The 26,219-nt window shown below is 61.1% G+C and carries 21 protein-coding genes; 10 read left to right on the top strand and 11 right to left on the bottom strand.

The window, feature by feature from the left end; translation table 11 throughout:
* The first annotated feature begins 40 nt into the window (after nucleotides 1–40).
* From GKZ67_RS03590 to GKZ67_RS03575, 4 genes are all read left to right on the top strand, one after another.
* Entirely contained in the window at nucleotides 41–1,948 is a 1,908-nt protein-coding gene (locus tag GKZ67_RS03590) for a DUF294 nucleotidyltransferase-like domain-containing protein (protein WP_173241184.1), read from the top strand.
* A 120-nt stretch (nucleotides 1,949–2,068) separates the two neighbouring features.
* Nucleotides 2,069–2,419: a hypothetical protein gene (locus tag GKZ67_RS03585; RefSeq protein ID WP_173241183.1), complete on the top strand. Its 351-nt coding sequence runs from the start codon at nucleotides 2,069–2,071 to the stop codon at nucleotides 2,417–2,419.
* The gene (locus GKZ67_RS03580; RefSeq protein ID WP_173241182.1) at nucleotides 2,413–5,163 is read left to right on the top strand and encodes an IPT/TIG domain-containing protein; all 2,751 of its coding nucleotides are present in this window, start codon (nucleotides 2,413–2,415) and stop codon (nucleotides 5,161–5,163) included. Before GKZ67_RS03585 ends, GKZ67_RS03580 begins: the two co-directional genes overlap by 7 nt.
* On the top strand, nucleotides 5,160–7,133 hold the full coding sequence (locus GKZ67_RS03575) for a T9SS type A sorting domain-containing protein (protein WP_173241181.1): 1,974 nt from the start codon (nucleotides 5,160–5,162) through the stop codon (nucleotides 7,131–7,133). Before GKZ67_RS03580 ends, GKZ67_RS03575 begins: the two co-directional genes overlap by 4 nt.
* Nucleotides 7,134–7,198: 65 nt before the next feature.
* Here the strand turns inward: GKZ67_RS03575 and GKZ67_RS03570 are convergent, their stop codons facing one another.
* Nucleotides 7,199–8,233 carry a LacI family DNA-binding transcriptional regulator gene (locus tag GKZ67_RS03570; protein WP_173241180.1) on the bottom strand — a complete coding sequence of 345 codons (1,035 nt, stop codon included), beginning with the start codon at nucleotides 8,231–8,233 and terminating at the stop codon, nucleotides 7,199–7,201.
* A 225-nt stretch (nucleotides 8,234–8,458) separates the two neighbouring features.
* Between GKZ67_RS03570 and GKZ67_RS03565 the strand changes: the two genes are divergently transcribed.
* Nucleotides 8,459–11,782 carry an AsmA-like C-terminal region-containing protein gene (locus GKZ67_RS03565; RefSeq protein ID WP_173241179.1) on the top strand — a complete coding sequence of 1,108 codons (3,324 nt, stop codon included), beginning with the start codon at nucleotides 8,459–8,461 and terminating at the stop codon, nucleotides 11,780–11,782.
* 81 nt (nucleotides 11,783–11,863) lie between these two features.
* Here the strand turns inward: GKZ67_RS03565 and mgrA are convergent, their stop codons facing one another.
* A complete protein-coding gene (gene mgrA, locus GKZ67_RS03560) occupies nucleotides 11,864–12,859 on the bottom strand; it encodes an L-glyceraldehyde 3-phosphate reductase (protein ID WP_173241178.1) in 996 nt (331 codons plus the stop codon).
* Nucleotides 12,860–13,117: 258 nt separating this feature from the next.
* Here mgrA and GKZ67_RS03555 point away from each other — a divergent pair, with 258 nt between their 5' ends.
* Nucleotides 13,118–15,001 (top strand): CocE/NonD family hydrolase, encoded by a 1,884-nt coding sequence (locus GKZ67_RS03555; protein ID WP_173241177.1) that lies wholly within the window; start codon nucleotides 13,118–13,120, stop codon nucleotides 14,999–15,001.
* Between the two features lie 61 nt (nucleotides 15,002–15,062).
* Here GKZ67_RS03555 and GKZ67_RS03550 read toward each other — a convergent pair whose 3' ends face one another.
* The 9 genes from GKZ67_RS03550 to GKZ67_RS22980 all read right to left on the bottom strand — a co-directional run bounded on the left by GKZ67_RS03550 (nucleotide 15,063) and on the right by GKZ67_RS22980 (nucleotide 22,175).
* Nucleotides 15,063–15,449: a nuclear transport factor 2 family protein gene (locus tag GKZ67_RS03550; RefSeq protein ID WP_151087879.1), complete on the bottom strand. Its 387-nt coding sequence runs from the start codon at nucleotides 15,447–15,449 to the stop codon at nucleotides 15,063–15,065.
* A gap of 157 nt (nucleotides 15,450–15,606) precedes the next feature.
* Nucleotides 15,607–16,644, bottom strand: a complete 1,038-nt coding sequence (dinB, locus tag GKZ67_RS03545; protein WP_254245038.1) for a DNA polymerase IV — start codon at nucleotides 16,642–16,644, stop codon at nucleotides 15,607–15,609.
* Nucleotides 16,581–18,425: a PAS domain-containing protein gene (locus tag GKZ67_RS03540; protein WP_173241175.1), complete on the bottom strand. Its 1,845-nt coding sequence runs from the start codon at nucleotides 18,423–18,425 to the stop codon at nucleotides 16,581–16,583. Before GKZ67_RS03540 ends, dinB begins: the two co-directional genes overlap by 64 nt.
* Entirely contained in the window at nucleotides 18,422–18,745 is a 324-nt protein-coding gene (locus tag GKZ67_RS03535; RefSeq protein ID WP_173241174.1) for a circadian clock KaiB family protein, read from the bottom strand. Before GKZ67_RS03535 ends, GKZ67_RS03540 begins: the two co-directional genes overlap by 4 nt.
* Nucleotides 18,746–18,754: 9 nt before the next feature.
* On the bottom strand, nucleotides 18,755–19,084 hold the full coding sequence (locus GKZ67_RS03530) for a circadian clock KaiB family protein (RefSeq protein WP_173241173.1): 330 nt from the start codon (nucleotides 19,082–19,084) through the stop codon (nucleotides 18,755–18,757).
* Nucleotides 19,085–19,104: 20 nt separating this feature from the next.
* Entirely contained in the window at nucleotides 19,105–20,841 is a 1,737-nt protein-coding gene (gene kaiC, locus GKZ67_RS03525) for a circadian clock protein KaiC (protein ID WP_173241172.1), read from the bottom strand.
* 91 nt (nucleotides 20,842–20,932) lie between these two features.
* Nucleotides 20,933–21,547: a sce7726 family protein gene (locus tag GKZ67_RS03520; RefSeq protein WP_173241171.1), complete on the bottom strand. Its 615-nt coding sequence runs from the start codon at nucleotides 21,545–21,547 to the stop codon at nucleotides 20,933–20,935.
* A gap of 53 nt (nucleotides 21,548–21,600) precedes the next feature.
* Entirely contained in the window at nucleotides 21,601–21,819 is a 219-nt protein-coding gene (locus GKZ67_RS22395; protein ID WP_254245206.1) for a dihydrofolate reductase family protein, read from the bottom strand.
* Nucleotides 21,792–22,175, bottom strand: coding sequence for a hypothetical protein (locus GKZ67_RS22980; protein ID WP_254245037.1), 384 nt, complete (start codon nucleotides 22,173–22,175; stop codon nucleotides 21,792–21,794). Before GKZ67_RS22980 ends, GKZ67_RS22395 begins: the two co-directional genes overlap by 28 nt.
* A gap of 111 nt (nucleotides 22,176–22,286) precedes the next feature.
* Here GKZ67_RS22980 and GKZ67_RS03510 point away from each other — a divergent pair, with 111 nt between their 5' ends.
* The 4 genes from GKZ67_RS03510 (at nucleotide 22,287) to GKZ67_RS03495 (ending at nucleotide 26,094) form a co-directional block, all read left to right on the top strand.
* Entirely contained in the window at nucleotides 22,287–22,664 is a 378-nt protein-coding gene (locus GKZ67_RS03510) for a group III truncated hemoglobin (RefSeq protein ID WP_317172224.1), read from the top strand.
* 60 nt (nucleotides 22,665–22,724) lie between these two features.
* A complete protein-coding gene (locus tag GKZ67_RS03505) occupies nucleotides 22,725–23,213 on the top strand; it encodes a DinB family protein (RefSeq protein ID WP_173241170.1) in 489 nt (162 codons plus the stop codon).
* A 195-nt stretch (nucleotides 23,214–23,408) separates the two neighbouring features.
* Complete coding sequence (locus tag GKZ67_RS03500) at nucleotides 23,409–25,034, top strand: hypothetical protein (RefSeq protein WP_173241169.1); 1,626 nt, start codon at nucleotides 23,409–23,411, stop codon at nucleotides 25,032–25,034.
* A gap of 55 nt (nucleotides 25,035–25,089) precedes the next feature.
* On the top strand, nucleotides 25,090–26,094 hold the full coding sequence (locus GKZ67_RS03495) for a hypothetical protein (RefSeq protein ID WP_173241168.1): 1,005 nt from the start codon (nucleotides 25,090–25,092) through the stop codon (nucleotides 26,092–26,094).
* The last annotated feature ends 125 nt before the right edge of the window (nucleotides 26,095–26,219 follow it).

Here is a 26,219-nt window from a genome sequence, read left to right as displayed (position 1 = left end):
CAGCCTTGCTACCCGCAACCTGTTAAATGATACCTGTTAAATGTTAAATGTTACCGCCTTTCTTCGCACCGTTGAGCCCTTCAACCTGCTGCCGCCCGAGGTGCTGGAGGAAGTGGCCGCGCTGCTCCAGGAAGTGACGCACCCGCGCGAGGCCGTGATTTACCGGCAGGGCGAAACCAAGCTGCGCGGCGTCGATTTGATAATTGAGGGCGGCTACGACACGTTCTTTTTCGATGGGCAGTCGGCGCGCCGACTGCCCGAGGTGTACGGCCCCGGCACCTGCTACGGCGGCGTGTCGGTGCTGCTCAACAAGAAGCGCTCGCTGCGCACGGTGCAGGCCAGGGCCGGCACGCGAGTGTACTTTTTGCATCGCAACGAATTTAAGGGCTTGTGCTTGGGTTATGAAGCTTTCTTTCAGCATTTTACCAACCGTTATGGCCGGCTGATGCTCGACGATGAGTATGCGCAGCTGGTACACCCCGGCCCGCAGAAGCCCCAAAACTTCATCGCCGCCGACGAGCTGTACTCGCGCCGCATGGCCGCCGTGGAGCTGCGCGAGGTGCTGGCCTGCCCCGGCCACACGCCCACCCACGAGGTAGCCCGCCGCATGGCCAGGGCCCGCAGCAGCTGCTACTTCGTGCGCGACGAAGCGGATAAAATTGTGGGCTACGTCACCGATATAACGCTGCGCGACAAGGTAGTAGCCGGCCTGGGCGATGCGCGGCTGCCCATCAGCACGTTTATCGATGCGCCCACGCGCTCCGTGAGCAGTGAGGCGTTTGTGTATGAGGCGCTGCTGCTCATGTTCCGGACCAAGACGCGCTACCTGTTGGTCGAAAGTCCCGAGGGCGAGTACCTGGGCTTTATCAGCCGCAACAAGCTGCTGGCCGAGCAGGCGCAGTCGCCGTTCCTGTTCATTCAGGGCGTGAAGCAGGCCGTGAGCGGCCGCGAGCTGCGCCGCAACTGGCAGAAAGTGCCCGACATCGTGTTTCAGCTCCTCGACCGGGGCGTGAAGCCCGAAATCGTGAACCAGGTCATCACGACCGTGGCCGATACTATCGCGCTGAAAGTTATCGAGGACGTGATACGGGAGTTGGGGACGCCGCCGGCCCGGTTTGTGTTTATCGTGCTCGGCTCGGAAGGCCGCCAGGAGCAAACCCTGCTCACCGACCAGGACAACGCCATCATCTACGAAGACAAGGCCAACGAGCAGCGCGAGCTGGTGCGCGACTACTTTCTGCGCTTCGCCACCGAAGTGTCGGACCGGCTCAACAACATCGGGTTCAGCTTCTGCGAGGGCGGCTTCATGGCCAAAAACCCGAAGTGGACGCACTCGCTTTCGCACTGGAAGCGCAACTACACGGAGTGGCTGCACGAGTCGAACCCCGAGAACGTGATGCGCTTCGCGGCGTTTTTCGACATTCGCTTTTTATATGGAGAAAATACTATATTAGACGAGCTGCGCGATTTCCTGGATACTGAGCTCCAGCAGCCGCTCGACCGCTTTCTGCACTACATGGCCACCAATGCCTTGCAGTACGAGCCGCCGCTGACGTTTTTCAACAACATCCGCACCTTCGCGGTGGGCGACCAGCAGGTGGTGAATCTCAAGAAAATCATGTCGCCCATTGTGGACGCGGTGCGCGTGTTTGCCCTGCGCAACCGGGTGTTTGCTACCAACACCGGCCAGCGGCTCGCCGCGTTGCGCCAGCTCGGTGTCTTTACCGAAAAGGAATATCAGGAGCTGCTGCAATCGTACTACTACCTGATGGGGATGCGCCTCAAGAAACAGGCTGCCCAGATGATGTATGATAAGCTCCCGCCCGATAACTATCTCGACCCCAATCAGCTAACCAAAGTAGAGCGTGTCACGCTGAAGGAGATTTTCAAGGTGATTGCGGATTTTCAGCTCAAAATCAAGGTCAATTTCGCCAAGCTGCTGAACTGATTCGAAGACAGCACCCTATCTTCGGGGTAGCATAGTAGTATTGCGGATAAGCCGGCTGGGTTTAGCAGGATTCGTTCGGTCAGACTCGAATTGCTGCTCTCTGGTCTTGCTTATCTTGGCATGAAAATACAATTACTACGTTGGGTATTGTTGGCGCTTTACCTGCTTGGCTTAAGCACGGCCTATGGCCAAGGAATAAAGTGGGGTAGCGGCCCGGCTAACTACCAATTTTCCGGGACCAGCGTCGGCTACCAGGTGGTAATCGATGCCAGTGGCAACACCTACGTAGCCGGCACGGGCGGCTACAGCATAGCTTTCGACGACCTGCTGCCCCGGCCCAGCGCGGGGCCGGCAGCCTCTTCATTCTCAAGCGCGACCCCAGCGGTAAGCCGCTGTGGGTACTGCGCGGCGGTGGCGGCTCGGGTACGCCGCTGGCCCTGGCCCTGGACGGGGCCGGCCAGCCGGTGGTAGCAGGGTATTTTTCGGGGACAGCGGCATTTGGCAGCACTACTTTCAGCAGCGCAGGCGGCACCGATGGCTTCGTGGCGCGGCTCTCGGCCGATGGCAGCTGGTTGGGCGCGGCGCGGGCCGGTGGGCCCCGGGCCGACCAGTTTGCCGGCCTGGCCGTGCAGGCCGACGGCACGGCCTTCGTGACGGGCAATTTTATCCAGTCGGCCACCTTCGGTAGCTTGCCGGCGCTGGCTACGGCCAGTGGTAGGTCCACCTACGACACCGACATTCTAATAGCCAGCCTTAGCTCCACCAATACCTGGCAGTGGGCCATGCGCGCGGGGTCTACCAACCCCGACGCGGGCCGGGGTATCGTCGTTGACGCCGCCGGGCGGGTGAGCGTCACGGGCTCTTTCCGGGATAGTGTCGATTTTGCCCCCCAGTCCCGGCTGTACGCCCGCTCCGGCACCCCAGGGGTACTCAGCGGCCAGGATATATTCGTGGCGCAGCTTGACGCGGCCACCGGCACCTGGCAGTGGGCTACCAGGGCGGGAGGCGTCAACTTCGATGCAAGCCAGGCACTCGCGGGTGATGCCAGCGGCAATCTTTATCTGGGCGGCTATTTCAGGAACGTAATTGATTTCGGCGACAGCCTGGCCCTGCCCACGCTCACGGCCCGGGGCGGCATCGACGCCCTGCTAGCCAGCCTGAGCGCCGATGGCACCTGGCGCTGGGCCACCCAGGCGGGCGTCACGGCCAGCGGCGGCGGTACCAACCCACCTGATGGCATCAGCGACCAGGCCTTAACGGTGACAGTAGACCCGGCCGGCACCCGGGTAAGCGTGGGCGGAATTCTAGGGCTGGGCCCGAAAGCCTTTGGCCCCGCTGCTACGCTGCTGCTGCCTGGCCCCAGCGCACACGGATTTGTGGCACAGGCCGCCGGCGCTACGGGCACCTGGCTCAATGCCGTTACCCTGCCGGCGAGCGGTTACCCGCAGGATGTGCGCGGCCTTTCCGTGGGACTCGATGGCAGCCTCTATCCCACGGGGCAATTTACTAATACCCTGCTTTTTGGTACCGAGCAACGGGCGTCGGCCTACGACCGGGTACCGGTTTCTAATGGAGAATTTGCGAACTCGCAATCCAGCGTATATGCCGCCCGGCTCGACCCCGACGCAGGAGCCTGGACGCAGGCATTGCGCACCGATAATGGCGGCAACCTGACTATCAGCGCCACCACGCACGACGCGGCCGGCAACACCTACGTGACCGGAGCTTTCGATGGCAACATGGTACTCGCCACGCCCGTGCCTACCCGCCTCGTTAACGCGGGCAGCTTCAATGTCTTTGTCGGAAAGCTCGACCCGGTCGGTAACTGGCTATGGGCAGTGGCCGGAGTCGAGGCCGGCTACAGCAATGGTTACGGCTTGCCCTCCGAATGCGGCACTGGTATTGCCGTGGACGCGGCGGGCCGCGTGACGGTGACGGGTTTTTTCAAGGGCCATAACATTACCTTCGGCAGCCTGTCGGCGCCGGGCACGCCGGGCACTGCCAGTACCCACCTGACTATCGTGGACAACGTGGCCAGCAACGACACGTTCGTGGCGCAGCTCGACGCGGCCACCGGCACCCCGCGCTGGGTAACCAGCCTGGCGGGCACTGGCGACAACCAACCCTTCAGCCTGTGCCGCGACCCGGCCACCGACGACCTGGTGCTGGCTGGTACGTTCTCGGGCTCGCTGGCGGCCAGCAGCGGCGGCTCACTTACGGCTACGGCCACCGGGCAGTACGATGGCTTTCTGGCACGCATCAGCGCGGCCGGGCAGTGGCAGTGGCTGCGCCAGGCCGGCGGCGCGGGCATCGGCAACAACGTGGCCTATAACAACCTGCTCTTCAACTCGGTGCAGCAGGATGGCACCGGGGCCTACGTGGTGGGCGGCATGGTGCAAGGCACCGCGCAGCTAGGCAGCCTGAACCTGACCGGCTGCCCCGTGGTCAATTATTATTACCCCTTCGTGGCCCGGCTCGATGCCTCGGCTACCACCTGGCAGTGGCAGTACGTGGAGGGCAACGCCAATGCGTACGTCAGCTTCGATGCGGGCTACCTGCACGCCGCGGCAGTCGATGCGGCCGGCAATGTGTACGCCCCGGCCCTGGGCGGCACGTACCTGTTGCGGCGGTTGAGCGCATCGGGTACGCTGCTGCAATCCATCGCCGTACCCAATGCCCAGATTCAACCTAATTATACTTATATACCGGCGGCCGACGCGGCGGGCGGGATGGTGGTGGCCGGCACGTATACCGCGCCCGCTACCTTCGGCAGCACCACGCTACCGGGCAGCGGGCGCTTCGTAGCGCGCCTCGATGGCAGCGGCAACTGGAGCTGGGCCGGGCCGGTAAACACCGCGCCGCTGGGCCACCTCGAAGTAGTGGATGCGGGCGGTACCATGACGGCCGTGGGGCTGTACGAGCCCACGTCGCGCCCCAGCAGCCAGCCCTTTGTGGTGGCGCGCTTGCTGCCGCCGCCCAGTATTACCAGCTTCACGCCGGGCAGCGGCAACTCGGGCGACCAGGTGACGCTCACGGGCCTGGGCTTTACCGATGCCGCTACCGTGGCGTTCAACGGCACTAATGCGCCGGGCTTCGTGGTGAGCAACGGCGGCACTACGATTACCGTGACCGTACCCATCGGGGCCACCACCGGGCCCATCACCGTAACGTCGGTGGGGGCACGGGCACCTCGGCTACGCCATTCGTTATTTTGATTGGCGACCTGATTGTGAGCACACCTCAAAATGTGCAGGGCACTTATAACCACGTGCTCGTAACTGGCCCCACCACCGGCGGCGCAGGAGTGGCCACCCTCACCGGTCCCCTCACGGTGATGGCCGGGCTAACCGTGCAGGACGGCGGCACCCTAGTCACTAGCTGCCAGCCGCTGAGCGGGCCGGGCACTTTCACGCTTGCCAGCGGCGCTACGCTCGGCATTTGTGATGCAGCAGGCATCAGCATTACCGGCCCCACCGGCGCGGTGCAACTAGCAGGCACCCGCTCGTTTTCACCTGATGCCAGCTACGTCTATAATGGCCTTGGCCCCCAGCTTACCGGCTCGGGCCTGCCCAGCCAAGCACGCAACCTTACGACCACCAACGCCAACGACGTGACCCTGACCAGCCCCCTCACCGTGGCCCAGGTAGTAACTGTGGGCGGCACCGGTGACCTCGTACTCAACGGCTTGCCCTTCACCCTACCCTCGGGCCCGGGCGGCACGGCGCTGGTAGTCAATGTCGGCAGCGGCGTGGTGCGGGGCACCACTGGCACTATGCAGCGCTACCTCGACCCTAGCACGAACCCCGGCCGGGGCTATCGCCATTATTCCTCGCCGGTGGCGGGCAGCACCGTGGCTAGCCTCGCCACGCCTGGCTTCGCACCCGAAATCAGCCAGGCTAATGCCTACAATGTGTCGGCCACACCGGGCACCATCACGCCCTTTCCGACGGTATTTGGCTACGACCAAAGCCGGCTGGCCACCATCAGCAGTGCGTATTCGGCCTTTGATAAAGGATTCTTCGTGCCGACGGCACTAGCCACGCCGCTGGCCGTGGGCCGGGGCTACGCCGTGAATATCAGCGCCGCCGAGGTAGTAAGCTTCACAGGACAGTTCACTACCGGCGACCAAGTGCTAGCCCTCGACCGCAATACCACCACGACGGCCGAAGCCGACGAAGCCGGCTGGCATCTGGTGGGCAACCCTTACCCCGCCCCACTCGATTTTGCGCTGTTTGACTCTGCCGACCGGCTCAACCTGGATGCCAGCTGCTACGTGGTTGAGAGCGCTGGCCCCTATGCCGGTGCTTACCGGGCTTATATTAATGGCGTGGGCGGCAGCTCGCTCATTGGCAGCAGCCAGGGCTTTTTTGTGCGGGTGAGTGAGGGCCAGACCAGCGGCATGCTCACCTTCCACAATCGTCAGCGGCTCACCAGCTTTGGCCCGCAAGTAGCCGTGCGCCGCACTACCGCCGATACCCGCCCCCTTGTACAGCTAGAGCTGCAGGCCCCTACCGGCACTACCGATAATTTCTACGCCTACGCTGAGGCCGGTGCCACCGTCGGCTTCGATGCCCAGTACGATGCCCGCAAGCTATCCAATTCGACGGGACTCAACCTGGCTAGCACAACTGGCGCCGGAGCAAGGCTAGCCATTGACGGACGCCCGGCCTTCGCCGCGACCACGGTACTGCCCCTCACGATAGATGTACCTGCGGCCGGCAACTATACGCTTACTGCCAGCACCTTGCGCAACCTGCCCCTTGGCCTCAGCGCCTATCTCACCGACGCGGCCACTGGCCAAACCATAAACCTGAGCCGTAAGCCCACCTACTCCTTCACGGTTACCGCTAGCCAGGCCAGCGCGTTGCTCGTAGAGCGGTTTAGCTTACGGTTTGGGTTGGTGGGGACCCTAGCTAACAGCACAGCCACGCCGGCCGCTGAAATTGAGCTATACCCCAATCCGGCCCACGGCAGCTTTACGGTAGGTCTGCCGCCGGGCCTTGGCACCACCGTTGCCCAAGTAGAGCTTCTCAATAATATGGGGCAGGTAGTACACCGACAGGCGGTGCACCTATCGGCCGGCGGCACCCGCTTCGTGATGACAACCACCGGCCTAGCCACCGGCATCTACAGCTTGCGGCTGCAATCGGGTACCACGCTGGTGCGGCGCGTAGTGCTAGAGTAACAAGTAGTATGCAAACGCCTGCTAGCCCAGCTGGGGCTGGCAGGCGTTCTCCTATTGCCCAGGAATTAGCGCTGCGACGAATCCCTTATTATCAGCTTAGGCTTCAGCACAATACCGCGGGGCGTAGTGTTTTTATGGTCGGGGCCGGGCAGCATCTTTTGCAGCAGCTGCACGGCGGTGCGGCCCATTTGCTCGCAGCGCTGGTCTACGGTGGTGAGGGCAGGCTCGGTAAGCTGGGTAAATACCTCGTTGCTGAAGCCGGCAATGGCCACGTCTTCCGGCACCCGGAAACCCAGCTTTTTGGCTACCTGCATGCCTCCTACGGCCGCTAAGTCGTTGGAGGAGAAAACCCCATCGGGCCGGCGCGTGGGTGAGAGGCGCAGTAGGCCGCGCATGGCGGCGGCTCCGCCCTGCTGGCTCAGCTCGCAGAAAGCAATGAGGCGCGGGTCGGGTACGAGGCTGTGGGCAGCCAGCGCATCGAGGTAGCCCTGGTGGCGGTTTTTGTGAATATTAACGTGCAGCGGGCCGGTGAAGTGCGCAATGCGGCGGCAGCCCTGGGCAATCAGGTGCTCGACCACCTGGTAAGCCCCGAGGTAGTCGTTGAGCGTCACCGACGTGACGTTGGGTCCTTTAAAGCCTTGTACTACGCGGTCGAAAAACACCAGCGGCACATTTTGCTGGCGCACGGCTTCAAAATGCTCGAAGTCCTGGGTGGTATCGGACAGCGAGAGCAGGATACCGGCCACCTGCGCGCCCATCAGCAGCTCGATAATCTGCTTCTCCTGCTGCGCATCTTCGTTCGACTGGCATATCATCACGTTGAAGCCGGCTTCGCTGGCCTCGCTGGCAATGCCGTGAATAACCTCAGGAAAAAAATACCCCGTAATATGCGGCACCACTACCCCGAGCGTGTTGCTGCGGCCCCGGCGCAGGCCCGCCGCCAGCGGATTGGGCTGGTAGTGCAGCTCTTTGGCCAGCTGCCGCACCCGCACTTTGGTGGCTTCGCTCACATCGTGGTGGTCGGCCAGCGCCCGCGAGATGGTAGAAGGCGACAGGCCCAGGGCCTTAGCCAGGTCGGTGATGGAAGCACGACGATTCATGGGCGGAGAAAAGGCAGAAACGCAACTACTTTATACTAGCCTGACCACAAAGATGGGGCCGGCAGCGGGCGGTAGCTGGTAAGTTGGGCAAACATAAGCCTGCCGCCCCAAGTAAGCATCCCGGCCGTGCTGGTCGAAACCAGTGGCCTTACGTATGTAGCCGAACGCCCGGCCGGCAGCAGGTGTTGCCGGCTGTATTAGCCCCCGGTCATTGTAGCTTGCCGTATGAAGTCGTTTCCCCTCTGGCGCGTGCTGGGTGTTGGTTTTTTACTTCTGCTGCTGGCGCTTGGGCTGGCTGGCTGGCTGGTGGGCAGCCACTACGGCCAGCGCTACGTCAAACAGCTCGTGCGCGAGCAGCTGACCCACAACTCGGAACTGGTGCTGGCGCCGTTTGAGGTAGAGTTTTCTATCTGGCACGATTTCCCGCACCTCACGGCCTCACTCAGCCACCTTACGCTCAGCGACAGCTCGCACCAGCGCACGCTGCCCGTAATGCGCCTGGGCCGCGCCGACCTGCGCATGAACCTGCGCGAGCTGCTGCACCGCCGCGTGCAGGTAACGCGCCTTACCCTGCACGACGTGGCCATTGGCCAGCGTGTCGATTCGCTGGGCCACAGCTGGGGCCTGCGCGGCAAAAAGCGCGTTGCCGTTTCGGCTCCGCCCAAAATTGACCTGGCCATCGACTCCATCATTATTCACAACTTCGGCATCTTTACGCATAACGACTACACCCATAGTGCATTAAAAGGGCGTATCTACCTGGCGCGGGCCACGGCCGGGCTGCACCACGGCGTGCTGACCGTGCGAGGTAATTTCATTGGCCGGCTGGGCCAGCTGAGCAACCGGAGCGGCGACCTGCTGGCCAATGAGCCGGTGCAGGCCTGGCTGAACTACCGCTACAGCTTTGCCACGCGGCAGGGAGAGTTTACCAACACCCGCGCCACGCTCAACGGCGACACCATTCACATCAGCGGTACGCACACGGCCGACATGGCTCCCGGCCCCGGCCCTCCCAGGGGCACTGTACTCAACCTGCGCTTTGCCGGCAACCAGCCCCTGCTCGATGTGCTGCACGCTGCCCTACCGCCCGCGCTGCGCCCCCTGCTGCAAGGAGCCAGCAGCCCCAGCAAGGCCCGGATTGAGTACCTGATGTCGGGGCTGAGCGGGCCGCTGGTGCGGCCGCGCATCGTGCTGCACTTCGGCCTGCGCGGGGCCAGTATTCAGTGGCCCGACTCGGCGCGGCGCATCGACCGCTGGGACTTGCAGGGAACCTACGACAATGGTCCCTCGCACCTGCCCCAGACGATGTCGCTGAACCTGAGCCAGTGCCGCGTGTACTCGCCGGTGGGGCAGCTCGATATGGCATTTTTGCTGCGCGATTTTCGCCGGCCCTACGTGCAGGGCCGGCTGCATGGCCGCACCGAGCTGCCCGCCCTGGCGGCCCTGCTGCCCCACGGCCGCTGGCACGCCCGCCAGGGCACGGCCGACCTCGACGTGCAGCTGCACGGCCTGCTGCCGGCGGTGGACTTGCGCCGGCGCGGGGCATTTCGCAATAGTATGTCGGTGCGGGGCGTGGCGACCCTGCGCAAGGCTGTTTTTCAGCTCGATGGGCACCGCGACGACCTGCACGACCTGGACGTACGCATTGGCCTCAACGACAGCCTATGGCAGCTCTCCAACGCCTCGGGGGTGCTGGCCGGCATGAGCTTTCGGGCGTCGGCCACTACTACCTACCTTTTAGACTATATTACCGGCCAGCACCCGACGACTGACATCACGGGTAATTTTATGGTCGATGAGCTGGACCTGGGCAGTCTGCGGCAGCTGCTGCGGCCGCAGGCCGGTGTTCCTACGCCTTTCCCGACGGGCCGCCGGCCGCCGCGCAGCCTGGCCGCCAAGCGGCGCATTGCCACTACGCTGGGCAGCCACCTCATTCCGCCGGGTATGCACCTCGATGTGGCCCTCCACTGCGGCCGGCTGGCCCTGGCCACCGACACCCTGCGCGAGCTGGCCGTGCGCATCCGTCACGACGGTGAGCGGGTGCAGCTAACCGGTATTCATGGCAAGCTCTGGGACGGCGAGGTGCGTGGCGAAGCACAGTGGCCCACCGACTCGGCCAACCGGGTAGTGCCGGTGTCCTATAACGTTGATTTTAAATTTGATACGCTGAATTATAAATCCTTGCTTGACCGGCTTTCGCGCCCGCCCAGGCGCTCGAAGAAATCGCCCGGCAGTCCGGCCATCCGCGAGTTGCTGCTGGCGGCCAATGGGAAAATAAACTATGAAATCAACTCCCTACTGCTGCCCGATGGCGAAAAGCTAAGCAGCCTGCGCCTACGCTTCGATAAAGATGGCCCGGCGCTGCGCCTGCCCTATGTGTACTTTATAACTCCGCAGGGGGGCGTGGGCAGCGGCTCGGCTACGGCCCAGGTAGAGGGATTGCGCATTGTGAAGGCCGATGCCAGCCTCTACCTGCGCTACCCTACCCTCGATGTGCCCCAAATGCTGCGCATGCTAGCCAGCGTGGCCCCGCCCCGTACCGACTCGGCGGCCGCTGCCGCCCGGCGGGCGCTGCGTGCGGCGAGGCGGGCGGCCCGCCTCGCGCCCGGCAGCACGCAGCAGCCCCAGGGCTCGCTCATGACCAGCGGGCGCTTTACGGCGCTGCTGCGCGTGGAGGCCGACCGGGTGCGCTACGCCGCTATTCAGGGCACTGATTTTCAGCTCTTGACGCACTTGCAGGCTGGCGAAGCGCTGCTCGACGACTGCACCGTGAACACACTTGGGGGCCGCATCACGCTGCGGGGCCGCCTCATCACCAATGCCGGCCGCCAGCATCATCCCTTGCAGGTGCAGGCCCTGCTGGAAGACATTCAGCTTTCTGACTTATTCGGCACGGCTACAGCTATGCGGCTCAATGTGCCGGGGGGCGATAATATTCGCGGCAGCCTGCGCTGCGCGGCGGCCTTGCGCACCGACCTCGACGAGAAGTTTATTCCCAGCCTCGACAATACTAATGCGTACCTCAAGGCCAACATCCATGACCTGGAGCTGGTGAACGTGGAAGCCCTGCAAGATGCTTTTAAGCTCTTAAAAAAGCGCACCGGCCACCTCTACTTCGAGCCCGTCAGCAGCGAGTTTCTGCTGAGCCGGGACGAGCTGCTCATCCCCGACCTGCACCTGAACAGCAACCTCACCGAGCTGCAGGTGCACGGCCGTTACGACCTCGATGGCCGCGCCAACCTCTACGTGGGGCTGAACCCGCTGCACGCGCTGCTCGGCAACAACGATAAGCGGGTTACCCGCATCCAGGCCGGCGAGGCCATGACGCGCCACGACGCCAAGCTCAGCTACGTGAACCTGAGCCGGGAAGTGCCCCACACCAAGTACCGGGTAAAAATGTTCCAAAAGAAAGAGCAGGCCCAGGCTCAGGCCGAGCTGCGCCGCCAGTTCCGACAGCTCGTCATCACCCAGCGCCTCGATACGACGCTGCGGCTGCTGCCAGTGCCGCCCGTCACCGGCCCCTTGCCCAAGTCGACGGCTCTTCCATAGGTTTTTACTATATAAAAAGCCCTGCTGCAGCGGGCAGAGGCGCCTCTGCACGCACGGCAGCATGCGGCTCTACTAGCATTGCTACTTCAGCACTGCTTCAATGCTGGCCAGCTCCTCTGGGCTGAAATGGTAGTTTTTCAGGCTGCCAATGGCGTCGGTGACCTGCTCGGGCTTGCTGGCCCCGATAATGACCGAAGTCAGGCGCGGGTCTTTGAGCACCCAGGCCAGGGCCATCTGGGCCAGCGACTGGCCCCTGCGCTGAGCCAGCTCGTTGAGCTGGCGGGCTTTTTCAATATTAGCCGGAATAAGCTGGTCTTCGCCAATGGCCCCGTTGCCTAGGCTACGGGCTGCGCGCGAATCGGGCGGCACCCCCTGCAAGTACTTGTCGGTGAGGATGCCCTGGGCCAGCGACGAAAACGCGATACACCCCACTCCTTCCTCGGCCAGTACATCGAGCAAGCCGTTTTCAACGTCGCGCACCAGCAGCGAGTACTTGGGCTGGTGAATGAGGCAGGGCGTGCCCAGCTCACGGAGCACGGCGCAGGCGCGGCGGGTTTCGTCGGGCGAGTAGCTCGAAATACCCACGTACAGCGCCTTGCCCTGGCGCACCAGCGCGTCGAGAGCACCCATGCTTTCTTCGAGCGGCGTGCTGGGGTCGGGCCGGTGGTGGTAGTAAATGTCAACGTAGTCGAGGCCCATGCGGCGCAGGCTTTGGTCGAGGCTGGCCACCAGATACTTGCGCGAGCCACCATCGCCGTAGGGGCCGGGCCACATGCCGTAGCCAGCTTTGGTCGAGAGTATCAGCTCGTCGCGATAAGGCCGAAAGTCGGCTTTATACAGCCGGCCAAATGTTTCTTCGGCTGCGCCGGGCGGCGGCCCATAGTTGTTGGCCAGGTCGAAGTGCGTAACCCCCGCGTCGAAGGCCGTGCGCAAAATAGCGCGGCAGGTGCCCAGGGCGTTCAGCTCGCCAAAATTTTGCCACAAACCCACCGATATGGCTGGCAGCTGCAAGCCGCTGCGGCCACAGCGGCGGTATTCCATTGCCTCATAACGGGCGGGACTGGGTTGGTAAGACATAGCTAATTTTCTGATTAATACTATTTTGTCAGCATGAGCTTGCGCGGCAATTGCCCCTGCACGATGGACCTGCCTGGCTCTGGGAGGCGGGCGGGGGCAATTACTACGCAAGCTCGCACTGATAAGCGAATTACTACCATTGTCCGGTTGCTATATGCACCGGGCTGCCGGCTTCTATCAGCTGTTTTAAACCAAAGTAGCTGGTAGCAGGGCATACTACTACCTGTTATTGCCGGGCATCTGCTATTTTGCGCCAGTATGCTGCTCCGTTTTCTACCTCTTCTCGGCCTGGCCGGGCTATCTCTCACGGCCCGGCCCGCCGCCGCGCAAACCCCCGCAGCCACGCGCGCACAGGATTCGCTGTTCGTACGGCAAAACTACCGCAAGCTGGAGCAGCTCATCCCGATGCGCGACGGGGTGCAGCTGTCTACTATTGTCTACGTGCCGCTCGATGCGTCGGCGGGACGCCCCTACCCTTTTCTGATGGAGCGCACCCCGTACTCGGCCGGGCCGCGCGGAGCCGATAACTACCCCACGCGCGGCCCCGGCCCCAGCCGCGAGCTAAGTCAGGAAAAGTACATTTTTGTGTATCAGGACGTACGGGGCCGCTACCTCAGCGAAGGGCAGTTTGAGGAGATGACGCCCGCCCTGCCCACTGCCGCCAGCGACCAGGCCCGCCGCGCCCCAAAGGGCAAGCCGCAGGCGCACGACGAAAGTACCGACACCTACGATACCATCGAGTGGCTGCTGAAGAACGTGGCCGGCAACAACGGCCGCGTAGGCATCATGGGTATCTCATACCCTGGCTTTTATGCCACCGCCAGCTTGCCCACGGCCCATCCGGCGCTCAAGGCAGTTTCGCCGCAGGCCCCGGTAACGGATGAGTTTATCGGCGACGATGCCCGGCACAACGGGGCGTTTTTCCTGCTCGACAATTTCGATTTTACTAACTCCTTCGATGTGCCGCGCCCGCAGCCACTCGCGAAGTACACCGACCTGTTTCCGCTAAAAATTGATGATGCGTACCAGTATTTTACCCAGCTCGGGCCATTGAAAAATGCTAACGCGCCGCAGTACTTCAACCAGCGGGCGCGCATCTGGAACGAGTACCTGACGCACGATACCTACGACGCCTACTGGCAGGCGCGCAATATCCGGCCGCACCTGACGGGCATCAAGCCGGCCGTGCTCGTGGTAGGCGGCTGGTTTGACGCGGAAGACCTTTTTGGGGCGCTACACACCTACCAGGCCATCGAAAAGCAGAACCCCGGCGCCACCAACCGCCTCGTAATGGGCCCCTGGACCCACGGTGCCTGGAGCCGGCCCGACTGGAGCAGCTTTGGCCCGCTCAACTTTGGGCAGAATACCGCCGAATACTACCGTCGCACCCTGGAAACACCGTTTTTCAACTATTATTTGAAAGACAAAGGCTCGTTTAACGCGGCCGAAGCCACGGTGTTTGATACCGGCACTAATGAGTGGAAAAGCTATGCGGCCTGGCCGCCCAGGGCGGCGCTACCCCGCACGTTTTACCTGGACGGCGCAGGCCAGCTCAGCACCGCACCCACTTCCGCACCGGCCGACCAGTATGTGAGCGACACGGCCAACCCAGTGCCGTATGCCGAAGGCACGCTGGCCAGTCGCCGCAACGAGTACATGATTGACGACCAACGCTTTGCTGCCAAGCGGCCCGATGTGCTCAGCTTTCAGACTACGGCCCTGGCCCAGGACCTTACCGTGGCTGGCCCTATCACGGCCGACCTCTGGGTAAGCACGTCGGGGACCGATGCCGACTTTATAGTGAAGCTGATTGACGTGCTGCCCGATGCCGCTGGTACTCAGCGCTTGGTGCGCGCTGATGTGTTCCGGGGCCGCTTCCGCAATAGCTTCGAGAAGCCCGAGCCTTTTCAGCCCAACGTGCCCACTGAGGTAAAGTATGAGCTAAACGATATATTACACACGTTCCAGAAAGGCCACCGCCTCATGGTGCAGGTTCAAAGCACCTGGTTTCCGCTGGTGGACAGAAACCCGCAGCAGCTCGTCAATATCTCCACGGCTGAGGCCCAGGACTTTAAGAAGGCTACCATTCGGCTATACCACGAGCCGGGCCATGCCTCAGCACTAACGCTGCGCGTGCAGTAGCCTCCATGCCCCAGCGGGGCACCCGGACAATAGTCAACCGGGTGCCCGCTGGGGTACAGGGCTAAGCTGCCTGCTTTTGCGCGTGCCAGAGCACAAGCTGCCAGCCTTTTACATCCGTTTTAATGTAGACTACTACGTACTTGATACGCGTAAAGCTTGGCTGGCCATCGGCGCCGGGGCCGAGGTCAATCTGAATGAGCCCGTTGACTACGGCGGTGTGGTCGGCGTTGTAGGTGCGCACGGTCAGGCTTTCGATATCGACCTTGTCGTAGCGGCTCTGCCCGCTCTCAATAGACGCCAGGTAGCTGGTTTTGTCGTCCTGGTGGCCATTGGAATGGGTGTAGATGAGGTCGTCGGCAAAAATCTCTTCCAGCGTGGGCAGGTCTTTAACTATTTGCGCGTCGAAGCGGCGGCGCTCCAGCTGTTCTATTTCTTGGATGGCAGACATGAGTAGTGAGCAATAGGTAATGAGCGGTGCAAAAGAACAGCCGGCCACCGAAGAAAACAGTGCGCCAGCAAAGCAGCCGGTAGGCAGCCTACAAGTAACAACGTGAGTGCTAGCCCGCTATTCGCTGGCCTACCCACGCTCTTTTATTTGCTGTATACTAAAAAAGCGTAAGCTGCCCGCCGGGGCCGGCGGTTTCAGCGTCGAGGCCCGAGAGCGACAGCCCCAGTAGGCGCACACCCTGGGGCAGCGGAAACTGTGCCGTCAGCAGCTCCTGGCCCAGGCGCAACAGGGCTGCCTCATCGGGCATCGCCGTGAGCTGGGTGCGGCTGCGGGTAATTTGCTGAAAGTTGGCGTATTTTACTTTCAGCGTGAGCGTGCGGCCCGACTGGCCGCTGCGCTGGCAGTAGGCCCACACCTTGGCGGCTACCGGCAGCAAAGCCGCGAGCAGGTCGGGGAGCTCGTGCAAATCGTGGGCAAAGGTAGTTTCGGCCCCCACCGACTTGCGCAGGCGGTCGGGCTGCACGGGGCGGTGGTCTTCGGCGTGGGCGATAGCGTGGTAGTGGCCGCCAGCCTTACCAAAGTGCTGGCGCAGCAGCGCTTCGGGCTGGGCGCGCAGGTCGGCCCCGGTGAAGATGCCCAGCGCGTGGAGCCGCGCCGCCGTTACCGGCCCAATGCCGTGAAACTGCCCTACTGCCAGCTTTTCCACGAAAGCCAGGCCCTGGCCGGGCGGAATCACAAACTGCCCATTGGGCTTGCGCTGGTCGGAAGCCAGCTTGGCCAGAAACTTATTGTAGGAAATTCCGGCCGAGGCCGTAAGCTGAGTACGCGCCAGGACTTTGGCCCTGATTTCGCGGGCAATGCGGGTGGCGTGGGGGATGCCGGGCAGGTTGTGGGTTACGTCCAGATATGCTTCATCCAGCGCCACGGGCTCGATAAGCGGCGTGTACTCGGCCATAATAGCGCGAATCTGGCCCGATACTTCCTTATAAATGTCGAAGCGTGGCGACACAAATATCAGCTCGGGACACAGCCGCCGCGCCGTGGCGGCGGGCATGGCCGAGCGCACGCCGTAGTGCCGGGCCTCGTAGCTGGCAGCGGCTACCACCCCGCGCTCGCGGCTGCTGCCCACGGCTACCGGCCGGCCCCGCAGCGCCGGGTCGTCGCGCTGCTCCACCGACGCATAAAAGGCGTCCATGTCGAGGTGAATAATCTTGCGTGGCTCAGCGGGTAGCATAGCCGTAAAATTACCACCGGCCCGAGTGCCCTTGCGAGCAGCTTACTGCGGCAGCAGCACGTTGAATGCCGAGCCCACGCCCAGCTCGCTTTCAACCCAGATGCGCCCCCCGCATTCTCCACCATCTTCTTGACCATAAACAGGCCGATACCACTGCCCTCTACATGGCTGTGCAGGCGCTCAAACAGGCCAAAAAGCTTGCGCTGGCCCACCGGGTCGATACCCAGGCCATTATCCTGCACGGTCAGGCGTACGTAGCGCCCATCCGGCTGCGCCAGTATCGTCACCTGCGGCACCCGGTCGGGCGCCCGGTACTTGAGGGCATTACTAAGCAGGTTGTACACCAAGCTGCGCAGGTTTTTTTCCAGAAAGCGCACCGTAAGCTGGTCGGCCAGGTCAACGGTAAGCTGCGCGCCGGTGGTGCGCAGCATCGAAGCCAGGTCGAGGCTGACGTCGCGCACTACCGGCGCCAGCAGCACCGGCGTGCTGGCCAGGCCATGCTCGCGCTGAAGCTTGGCCACATCGCTAAGCTGCTCGATAGTACGCTGAAAGCGCTCGACCGATTTATCGAGCATCATCAGGATAGACGAAACCGGGCCGGGTAACAGGTTTTTGACGGGCAGCTCATCGGTGAGGGCTTCAAGCAGCCCTTCGATATTGGTAATCGGCCCCTTCAGGTCGTGCGAGGCAGTATAAATAAAGCTATCCAGGTCTATATTAACGCGAGTAAGCTCTTCATTATTATCGCGTAGCAGCTGCTGGGCCTGGGCCACACGCTCCTGGGCCAGCCGGTGCTCATGAATATCGGTGTAGGTGCCAATCCATTGAATAATCTCGCCTTCCTCGTTGCGCGAGGGCAAGGCCCGGCCCAGCATCCAGCGGTATTCGCCGCGGCTGTTCAGGATGCGGCATTCGAGTTCCAGCGGCTCCTGAGTTGCCAGGCTTTTTTCCCAGCTCTGCATCGCGGGCCGGAAGTCGTCGGGGTGAATGCGGCTGGCAATCTGGGCCGGCGTAATAGCTGGCTCGCCCACGTAGTCGAACCAGCGGTGATTGAGGTACGTGGTTTCGCCCCTGACATCGGCAGTCCAGGCTATCTGCGGAATACCTTCCAGCACGCGGCTCACTTCGGCGGCCGTGCGCTCGGCCGCCCGGTGGGCCGCCTGCTGGCGCACCAGCTCTTCGTTTTTGCGGTCGAGCAGCTTATTCTGCTTGGCAACTACCGAGCGGATGGAGGATATCTCCTTGCGCGCCGACACATCGGCCAGCAGCACCGCCAGGGTAGAGGTTCCGCTAAAAGTCAGTACGTTCATCGACACTGAAAACGGACGCAGGACCTTATCGCGGCAGTTTTGCAGGGGCAGCTCGCCGCGGGCCTGGGTGGCCCAGCCCTGCTGCCACAGCTCGGCCCAGTAGCGCTGGTACTCGGCCGGAATAAACTCGGTGAAGGAATGCCCCAGGACATCGCCGAGCGGGCAGCCCAGCACCTGGGCCAGGGCGGCGTTGCAATACAGTACAAAGCCATCGGCCGCGAGTAGCACTGCCCCTTCGCTCATCTGCTCTACCAGGTGGCGGTAGCCGTGGTCGGCACTTTCGAGGGTGAAGATGCGCGGCCCGTCGGCCCCCTGAATGGCCAGCGCATCAACCGCCCCGGTACGCACGGCCGCAATCAGCTCTTCAGCCTCCCGCAGTTGGTGGCGTAGCTCTTCGTTTTCCCGGGCCAGGTCAGCGGCGGTGGGGGTCATGATATAGAAGTCGGGGGCAGCTGGTGGTCGATTCCTAATACAGCTAATACGGTTGCCCGGTTAGAAAGGTCGCCCACCAGACGCCGCTGGGGCAGCGGGCGGTGGCGTATCAGCGTAGGACTGGCTACAATCTGCTCCTGCTGGGCCATTTGAGGCTCTCGGTATATATCTATTATTTTCAATATATACTGACCCGGTAAGTACAGCTCACAAATCTCTTTAATATTGCGGAGGGCCCGGGTCGAATTAGGAGTAGCTCCCGTTACGTAGAGGTAAAATTCGTAGGCAGGTTCTTCGGGAGGAATAGCAGCGGGGCTCATGGGCATGGCCTATGGGCGCTTCGGGCGCAAGTCGAGCCCGACAAATACGCGCTCCTCATTCGAGAGGTCGCCGATAACCTTGCGGATGGGCTCAGGCATTTTGCGCACCAGCGTAGGAATAGCCAGAATCTGGTCGCCTTCGGCCAGCTGGGGCTTTTCAAGCAAGTCAATCACTTCCAGGTGGTAGCGGCCCGGCATATGCTGCTCGCAGTAGCGGCGCAGGTTAGCCAGGGCCGCGATTGATTTAGCAGTTTGGCCAGCTACATACAGACGTAGCTCCCAGGTTTCATCTTCGTCCGGCGAGCTGTCTGCACCTAGGTCTTCCCTCGATTCTATCATAACGTACTAGCATACGGCCCCTAGGGCCGGGTGTTGGGCTTAGCGGCTAAATAATCGGCCGAAAGGCCTTTGGCCAGGGCCGAGCGGCTCTCGTGCAGGCTGGTTTCACGGGTCTGCTCTTCGTGGCTGATGCGCCGCAGCTCTTCCTCAACGGTTTCAAACTCGGTGCGCAGGTTGGCGATGGTCGCTTCAAGCACGCGGCGCTTGCGCTCGAGGTCGCGGTCGCGCCGGGCAGCTTCGTGCTGCTGCACGGCCCGCTGCGCCTCTTCCTGAATACGCTGGGTGAGGCGGCCCGCCCCGGTAATGATGCCGGCGGGACCGATTATTACATCGAGCAGCTGAATGCCGTTTTCCGTTACTAAAAACTCGCGGACCTGGTTGGAGTGCGACATCCCCCGGGCCTTGAGAATACTCAGGCCCCGGTTGCGCTCGCCAATACCTTCGAGGTCGCGCACCGACACCCAGGTATCGACCAACGACGAGACCCCTTCCTCGGTCCTGTCCATGCGGTCATCGTGGGTGCTGATGAGGGCCGTAAACAACGCGGTAATGTTACTAACTTTCAGAAAATCAATCATGCGAGTAAGCATACTGCGCACCTCATTAAGGCTGCCCACCGATACCAGGTTGCTGATGGGGTCGATAACAACGGCATGGGGCTTGAACTGCGCAACGGTGCGGTGCAGCGTAACCAGGTGGCGCTCGAGGCCATTGAGCGTGGGCCGCGCAGCTTCGATACGCAGCAGGCCTTGGTCGAGATAGGGCTGCAAATCCATCCCCACTGAGCGCATGTTGCGAATAAGCTGGGCCGGCGACTCCTCAAAGGCAAAGTACAGGCAGCGCTCGCCGCGGCGGCAGGTTTCGAGCGCGAAGGCGGCGGCCAGGGTAGTCTTGGCTGTGCCGGCCGTGCCGGTTATCAGCACGCTGCTGCCCCGGTACCAGCCCCGGCGCGTAAACATCTCGTCGAGCCCCGGCACGCCCGATGAGATAATATCATCAGATACTGTGTGTTCGAGCTTGAGCGAAGTAACGGGCAGCACCGAGATACCGTCCTCGCTGATAAGATACGGGTACTCGTTGGTGCCGTGGGTGCTGCCGCGGTACTTCACAATGCGCAGCCGACGGGTGGTAATCTGGTCGATAACCCGGTTGTCGAGCAGAATTACGCAGTCCGATACATATTCTTCCAATCCTTGCCGCGTGAGGGTGCCCTCGCCGCGCTCGGCAGTAATAATGGTGGTGACGCCCTTGTCCTTGAGCCAGCGAAACAGCCGGCGTATTTCGGAGCGCAGCACCGCTTCGTTGGAGAAGCCCGAAAACAGTGCCTCAATGGTATCGAGCACCACGCGCTTGGCGCCGATGGTGTCGATGGCGTAGCCCAGGCGAATAAACAAGCCGTCGAGGTCGTACTCACCGGTTTCCTCAATCTCCGAGCGGTCGATGTGCACATGGTCTAGGCGCAGCTGCTTGTCGGCCTGCATCTGCCTGAGGTCAAAGCCCAGCGAGGCCACGTTGGCCGCCAGCTCATCGGCGGTTTCCTCGAAGGTCATGAGCACGCCCGGCTCGTTGTAGTCGCGGATGCCGCGCACCAGAAACTCGATAGCAAGCAGCGTTTTGCCGCAGCCGGCGCTGCCGCACACCAGCGTGGGCCGGCCCAGCGGCAGGCCGCCTTCGGTTATTTCATCGAGGCCATCGATGCCGGTAGGAGCCTTCGGCAGCTGGTGCAGGGTGGCTGGCGAAAGCGGAGCATCTTGCATAGAGAAGTGGAATGTAGTACAGATACAGAAAGACCTTATAGCGCAGAACCGACCGGAAAGTTAAGCCAATAAAGCAGGAAACCTGCAATGGCTAGTTGCGCCGCCGGGCTTGCCGCCGCTGCTGGGCAGCTGCCCGTCGCCCGCGCTCGGCTTTGCGCTCCTCGCGCAGCAGCAGGCGCTCGGGCAGCCGGGCAATGAGGCGCTCGCGCACGTAGTGGGCCAGGTCGGAAAGCGGTACGGTGTGGGCCGTGCGCAGGTAGTGCGCCACCTCGCGCTGGCGCAGCGTGCTGGCGCCGGCCAAGCCCCGCGCCAGCAGGTACTGCTTTACTTCGTCGAGCAGCAGCAGCCCGGCCAGCGGCGCCCGCTGCACGGTGGCGTTGTAGCAGGCAGCCCGGTGCGGGCGAAGCGCACCTGCTTCGGGCGAGGCTACCGCAATGCCCACCCAATCGGGCAGCAGCGGCAGCAGCCTGGCCAGGTGCTTTTCGGTGACGATGAACGTGACGAAATCGTATACTTCGGCGTAGCAGCGCAGCTGGTTGGCCACGCGCTGCAGGGTATCGCCGTCGCCCTTTACCTCGTAGCCGTGCATAAACTGGGGCGTAATGTGCACCACGTCGGCGCGGGTGGTGCCGGTGGGCAGCTCGTCTATGTACACGCCGCCCTGCAGCAGTGGATAAAGCCGGGCGCGGATTTCGGGGTCATTCATCGCAATCTCAAAGCTACTTTAGGCTTTAGCAAAGTCAAAAGAGCCAGCCGGAGTTAAGGGCGCAGCGCACCCACGTGCCGGTATGTATTGAGGAGTACGCCCGTAGACGTCACCTGCGAGCTGACAAACGCGAGCTCGCGCGGGTCAGCAGTGTCCGCAAACAAGCGCTTGCCCCGGCCCAGCAACACCGGGTAAACCAGCAGTACCACCTCATCCACTAAGCCGTGGCCAAGCAGCACCGTCGTCAGCGTGGAGCTTCCGCAGACAAGCAGGTCGGGGCCGTCCGTGGCCTTGATGCGCCGAATCTCCGCCAGGATGTCGGACCCAAGGTCCTGGGCCGGCCCCAGCCGAGGCCGGTGGGGCGGTGGGTGGCAACATATTTCATGGCTGCATTCAGGCCGTTTGCCATTGGGCTATCGCCGGCCTGCGGCCAGAAGGCGGCCCAGGCATCGTAGGTGCGGCGGCCCAGCAGCAAATCGAAGCGGCTGCCGTAAACCTCCACGAGGGCCGCTAACCCAGCGGGCGTTCGGTAGGGAGTCGTCCAGTTGCCGTATGCAAAACCGTCGCTATCGTCGTGCTGAATTACACCGTCCAGCGAGATGTGCTCCATTATTCGGATTTTTCTCATGTTATTGGTAGTAGTTTATTACGTGCACGAAGTTGCCGCACCTCAAATTTCGCGCTTGTGCGGAAGTCTGTTGTTTTTCATTCTATACATTAAATAATTACTATATTAATCGTGCCCGACATCATCTCCGAAGCCGATATAAAGCTACTTGTTGACCGCTTCTACGAGCGCGTAAACGCCGACCCGCTGCTGTCGCCCGTTTTCAACGAGGTAGCCCAGGTAGACTGGAGCCACCACCTGCCGCAGCTCTACGATTTCTGGAGCGGCATCTTGCTGGGCACGGCGCGCTACCGCGGGCGGCCATTTCCGAAGCATATTCCGCTGCCCATCAGCGCAGCGCACTTTCAGCAGTGGCTGGCGTTGTTTTTTGCCACGGTAGATGCGCACTTTGCCGGCCCGGTGGCCGACCAAGCCAAGCTGCGGGCGCGCAGTATCGGGCAGGTTTTTGCGAGCCGGCTCGGTCAGCTGGGTCGGCCGTCGGTGCTGTAAGCCAACCTGGCTTATATATCATTAATATACAGTGTATTAACTCAAAAAAACTGACCCTTCATGGAAAATCAAGTAAGAGCCAGCCTCGTGGCCGAGCTAACCCAGCTGCTAGCCGGCGGCAATGCCCACGCCACCTTCGAAGCCGCCGTGGCCGACCTGCCCGCACCGCTGCGCAACCAGGCCGTGCCCGATGTGCCTTACACCATCTGGCAGCTTGTCGAGCACATTCGCATTGCGCAATGGGACATCGTGGAATTTTGCCTGAACCCACAACACGTTTCGCCCGAGTGGCCCGCCGGATACTGGCCTGACAAAAAGCTGGCGGTGGATGAAGCCGGCTGGCAGAATACGCTCTTGCAGATTGCGCATGACCGCCAGCGGTTGATGGCGTTGCTCGAAAATCCCGCCACTGATTTTTTCGCGCCCCTACCCCACGGCGACGGCCAGACCATCTTCCGCGAAGCCGTGCTCATTGCCGACCACGCGGCCTACCACACGGGCGAGATTATTCTGGTGCGGCGCCTGCTGCACTGTCAATTGCCAAAGTAAATGAGAATGAGTAGAAGTAGTTGGGAAAAAAGTAGCAGTAGTTGGGAATACAATTAAGTTACCACACTCCTCCATGCGATTGCTATGCCAACGCCATTAACATTAAACTTGCCAGCTTTGCCTCCCTACTGTCTGTACCAATTGGTCTCACATGGCAAGATTAACCGGAAGCGCAACTCCACTTATCAGTACGAGATGCTTCTGCACTTCGTAAGGAAAAGTGCACGGGATGGCTTTCATCAGCCAGTAGGGGAAGTACTGAGCCGCAAGGTCAACTTGTTCGACACCTACGACTTCGTGCGTGGCTCCCTATGGGACGCAACAGGTCAGCGCGTTTCGGCCGGGATGCACATCACAGACGAGGCCACGACCAAGACGCATCCCGTTTTCCCCCATCGCTGCCATTTCTTATTCGGGGGTAAGCAGGCTGTCGCACGCCCCCTCACGACAGTCATTCCCGCCTCTTCGTTGCCGGAGAATCCGCTGCACCGGCTTTTTTTGACCACGGCAGCCGACAACTGGGTACTACTCCGCCGCTTCGAGGGTCTCACCATCCTGATTCCCTGCTTCGAGCTATTACGGGTCTTATACTACGAGGCTGGCCCTGAACTAATAGAGCATTACTTCCACAACCAGGACTTAGCAGTAGTATGCTCCGCGCTGGAAGCTCCCACCGCCGCCAACCAGAAAACCGGCCGCATCCGCCTTCGGAAGTACGGCTTCACGAAGAGACAGCAGGATATTCTAGCCGAGTTGTGCTTCAACCCGCACTCCCTGCGTAACGTTACTGCCGCTCACAGCAACCTGAAGCGGGCGTTGCTGCGTGAGCCGCAGGGAGCCACCCCGCAGTTGGACTTCTTCGTGGGCCGCCCGCTACGCCTGGAAGCCAATGGATTTCATTTTACGGCCGGGAACGCTAGCTACTTCTTCGTGTGTGGCCTATGGGCCCAGACTAACCCGTTCAGCTTTCAAAAGCTATTCGTTACCCCGCCGCCAGGTAAGCAGCCGGTTGGTGATAAGGAAGCTGATGGGGAAGAGGCCACGCGCAAGTCGGCCCTATACCAGGCCAAGCAGAAGCCCGATACACGCCTCAATTCCCAGGAACCTGGCAGCAGTCGCTACCGGGATGCGACGGTCAGGACGCATGACAAGCAGGGAGTTGCCTGGCCACCGGCAGAAAACGTGCCCTCGGAAAAAGAGCGGAAAGCTGGTACCGGCACTACCCTCGCCCGCATACCCCGGGCCCCAGATAGCCTTTCCTACACGCTCGGCGGCAATGATGAGACGCGGGCGTTGGCAACGCCCCTGGAAGGTGACCCGCACCAGTTATCTTCTTACTTCCACGACTTTGTCGACTGGTTCCGGCAGCACGCGGAGTATGAGGTCAAGTTGCTTACCCTGCACAATGAATCCGGTGAGTACGGAGTCGGCATCTGCACCCTGAGTCAGGATGACCACCGAGGCATCGCGGTCGCCGAGTTGCGGCACACCAAGGGCTACTTTTACTTCCTGGAGCTTCTGGCCGGCGGGCGCGCAGCCTTTGTGCATAACCCTCACCTTACCCAGCTGGTGCTGTCCGATTTCACGAGCCTATTTAGCAGCTTCAAACGGTTCGGACTTAACTGGCTTACTTACAAACAACACTTGACAGATGAAAGGAAGCCCAAAGACACGCCCAATGGCCGAAAAGTGTTAGGGGATTTCGTCATTCAGCCCCGCAACCGTCACAACGGGGCATTGCCACGGCAATGCTTTGCGAGAAGTCGATTCGCCAATTGCCTCTTTTTTAGAAAACGTCATGCTTCGACAAGCTCAGCATGACGTTCTTTTTCGATTTTTCTTGTTTAGAAACAAGTCTACTATCTAATTCTGCATTATGACTCACACAATTTTTTATTCTTGGCAAAGCGATTCCCCAAAAGAAACTAACCAACAGGCCATACGCCTCGCTCTTCGTGACGCGGCGGACCAGTTGGAGCAGGCAGCTACTGAACCGAAGACGTTAACCATTGATGAGGCGACCAGAGGTACGTCTGGCAGTCCTAACATTCCTCAAACCATATTTAGCAAGATTGATACCTGCGACGCGTTCGTATGCGACTTAACGACCATTGCTATATCGGCCGGAGGTAAGGCTATTGCTAATCCCAACGTGCTGATTGAGTTAGGTTACGCCGTCGCTACCCTCGGTTGGGAGCGCATCGTACTACTCTTCAACAAGCAGCACGGCAATTTTCCAATTGACTTGCCTTTCGACGTAGACCGCCACCGGGCTTCGCCATTTACCATTCAGGACCGAAAAGACAAAGCTGGTAAGGCAGACTTGGTGAGCGTATTGCAGACCGCTCTAAACGAAATTATCACGCAAGTACCTTTGAGGCCAGCGGAACGCAAAATTATGTCTCCAGCCCAACAGGAAAGGGCAGCTGACGTTCGCGTGCTCACCTCTACGCTAGAGACAATTAACATTGCGGATTTTGACCATTTCTTAGACGAGTTTCCAGAACGGCTCCCGAAAAGCGTTTTCTACTATAGAGAGGCTTTCTTACGCGTCGTGGAGCGTAGCACGTTTTTTCTCTATAACCGAATTCTACTTTCTAAACTTGAAGTCTTCAAAAAAAACTGGGGTAAATCACTCAATTACGCACAGCATTATTACCCTGACGCTCATACTGATTTTTACAAATATCATATTCCTGGAGACGCGTTTCCAAGTGAAAAGTCTAGGAAAGACTTTACTCACCTGACTAGGCACAGAACCATTTTGCAAAAGAGCTTCCGAGAATTGCTCGATTACGTCCGCCTGAACTACTTGGAAGTAAACGTAAACGAATTGAGCGACCAAGCGCTAGCGAACTACAGAGACTACCTTGCCAGCTAGCAAATTGCCCCTGCATCCAGCAGCCAGTGCAGTTCCTGCTGTCTCCTATTCGATAGTAGCTAGCACAGATGTACCCGCCGCTCCCATAGCCATGCTATCAGCAGTGCAGCAGGCAATATAGACGG

Source organism: Hymenobacter sp. BRD67 (assembly GCF_013256425.1).
Classification (GTDB): Bacteria; Bacteroidota; Bacteroidia; order Cytophagales; family Hymenobacteraceae; genus Hymenobacter.
Note: the sequence above shows the minus strand (reverse complement) of the source record. Positions and strands in the feature narration are given on the sequence as shown.

Excerpts from the sequence above, each read along its gene's own strand:
- mgrA (WP_173241178.1), bottom strand. The coding sequence starts at position 12,859 with ATGTCTTACCAACCCAGTCCCGCCCGTTATGAGGCAATGGAATACCGC.
- GKZ67_RS03500 (WP_173241169.1), top strand. The coding sequence starts at position 23,409 with ATGCTTCTGCACTTCGTAAGGAAAAGTGCACGGGATGGCTTTCATCAG.
- GKZ67_RS03570 (WP_173241180.1), bottom strand. The coding sequence starts at position 8,233 with ATGAATCGTCGTGCTTCCATCACCGACCTGGCTAAGGCCCTGGGCCTG.
- GKZ67_RS22980 (WP_254245037.1), bottom strand. The coding sequence starts at position 22,175 with ATGAGAAAAATCCGAATAATGGAGCACATCTCGCTGGACGGTGTAATT.
- GKZ67_RS03585 (WP_173241183.1), top strand. The coding sequence starts at position 2,069 with ATGAAAATACAATTACTACGTTGGGTATTGTTGGCGCTTTACCTGCTT.
- kaiC (WP_173241172.1), bottom strand. The coding sequence starts at position 20,841 with ATGCAAGATGCTCCGCTTTCGCCAGCCACCCTGCACCAGCTGCCGAAG.
- GKZ67_RS03530 (WP_173241173.1), bottom strand. The coding sequence starts at position 19,084 with ATGATAGAATCGAGGGAAGACCTAGGTGCAGACAGCTCGCCGGACGAA.
- GKZ67_RS03550 (WP_151087879.1), bottom strand. The coding sequence starts at position 15,449 with ATGTCTGCCATCCAAGAAATAGAACAGCTGGAGCGCCGCCGCTTCGAC.
- GKZ67_RS03505 (WP_173241170.1), top strand. The coding sequence starts at position 22,725 with ATGGAAAATCAAGTAAGAGCCAGCCTCGTGGCCGAGCTAACCCAGCTG.
- dinB (WP_254245038.1), bottom strand. The coding sequence starts at position 16,644 with ATGGACGCCTTTTATGCGTCGGTGGAGCAGCGCGACGACCCGGCGCTG.
- GKZ67_RS03565 (WP_173241179.1), top strand. The coding sequence starts at position 8,459 with ATGAAGTCGTTTCCCCTCTGGCGCGTGCTGGGTGTTGGTTTTTTACTT.
- GKZ67_RS03540 (WP_173241175.1), bottom strand. The coding sequence starts at position 18,425 with ATGACCCCCACCGCCGCTGACCTGGCCCGGGAAAACGAAGAGCTACGC.
- GKZ67_RS03495 (WP_173241168.1), top strand. The coding sequence starts at position 25,090 with ATGACTCACACAATTTTTTATTCTTGGCAAAGCGATTCCCCAAAAGAA.
- GKZ67_RS03555 (WP_173241177.1), top strand. The coding sequence starts at position 13,118 with ATGCTGCTCCGTTTTCTACCTCTTCTCGGCCTGGCCGGGCTATCTCTC.
- GKZ67_RS03535 (WP_173241174.1), bottom strand. The coding sequence starts at position 18,745 with ATGAGCCCCGCTGCTATTCCTCCCGAAGAACCTGCCTACGAATTTTAC.
- GKZ67_RS03520 (WP_173241171.1), bottom strand. The coding sequence starts at position 21,547 with ATGAATGACCCCGAAATCCGCGCCCGGCTTTATCCACTGCTGCAGGGC.
- GKZ67_RS03590 (WP_173241184.1), top strand. The coding sequence starts at position 41 with ATGTTAAATGTTACCGCCTTTCTTCGCACCGTTGAGCCCTTCAACCTG.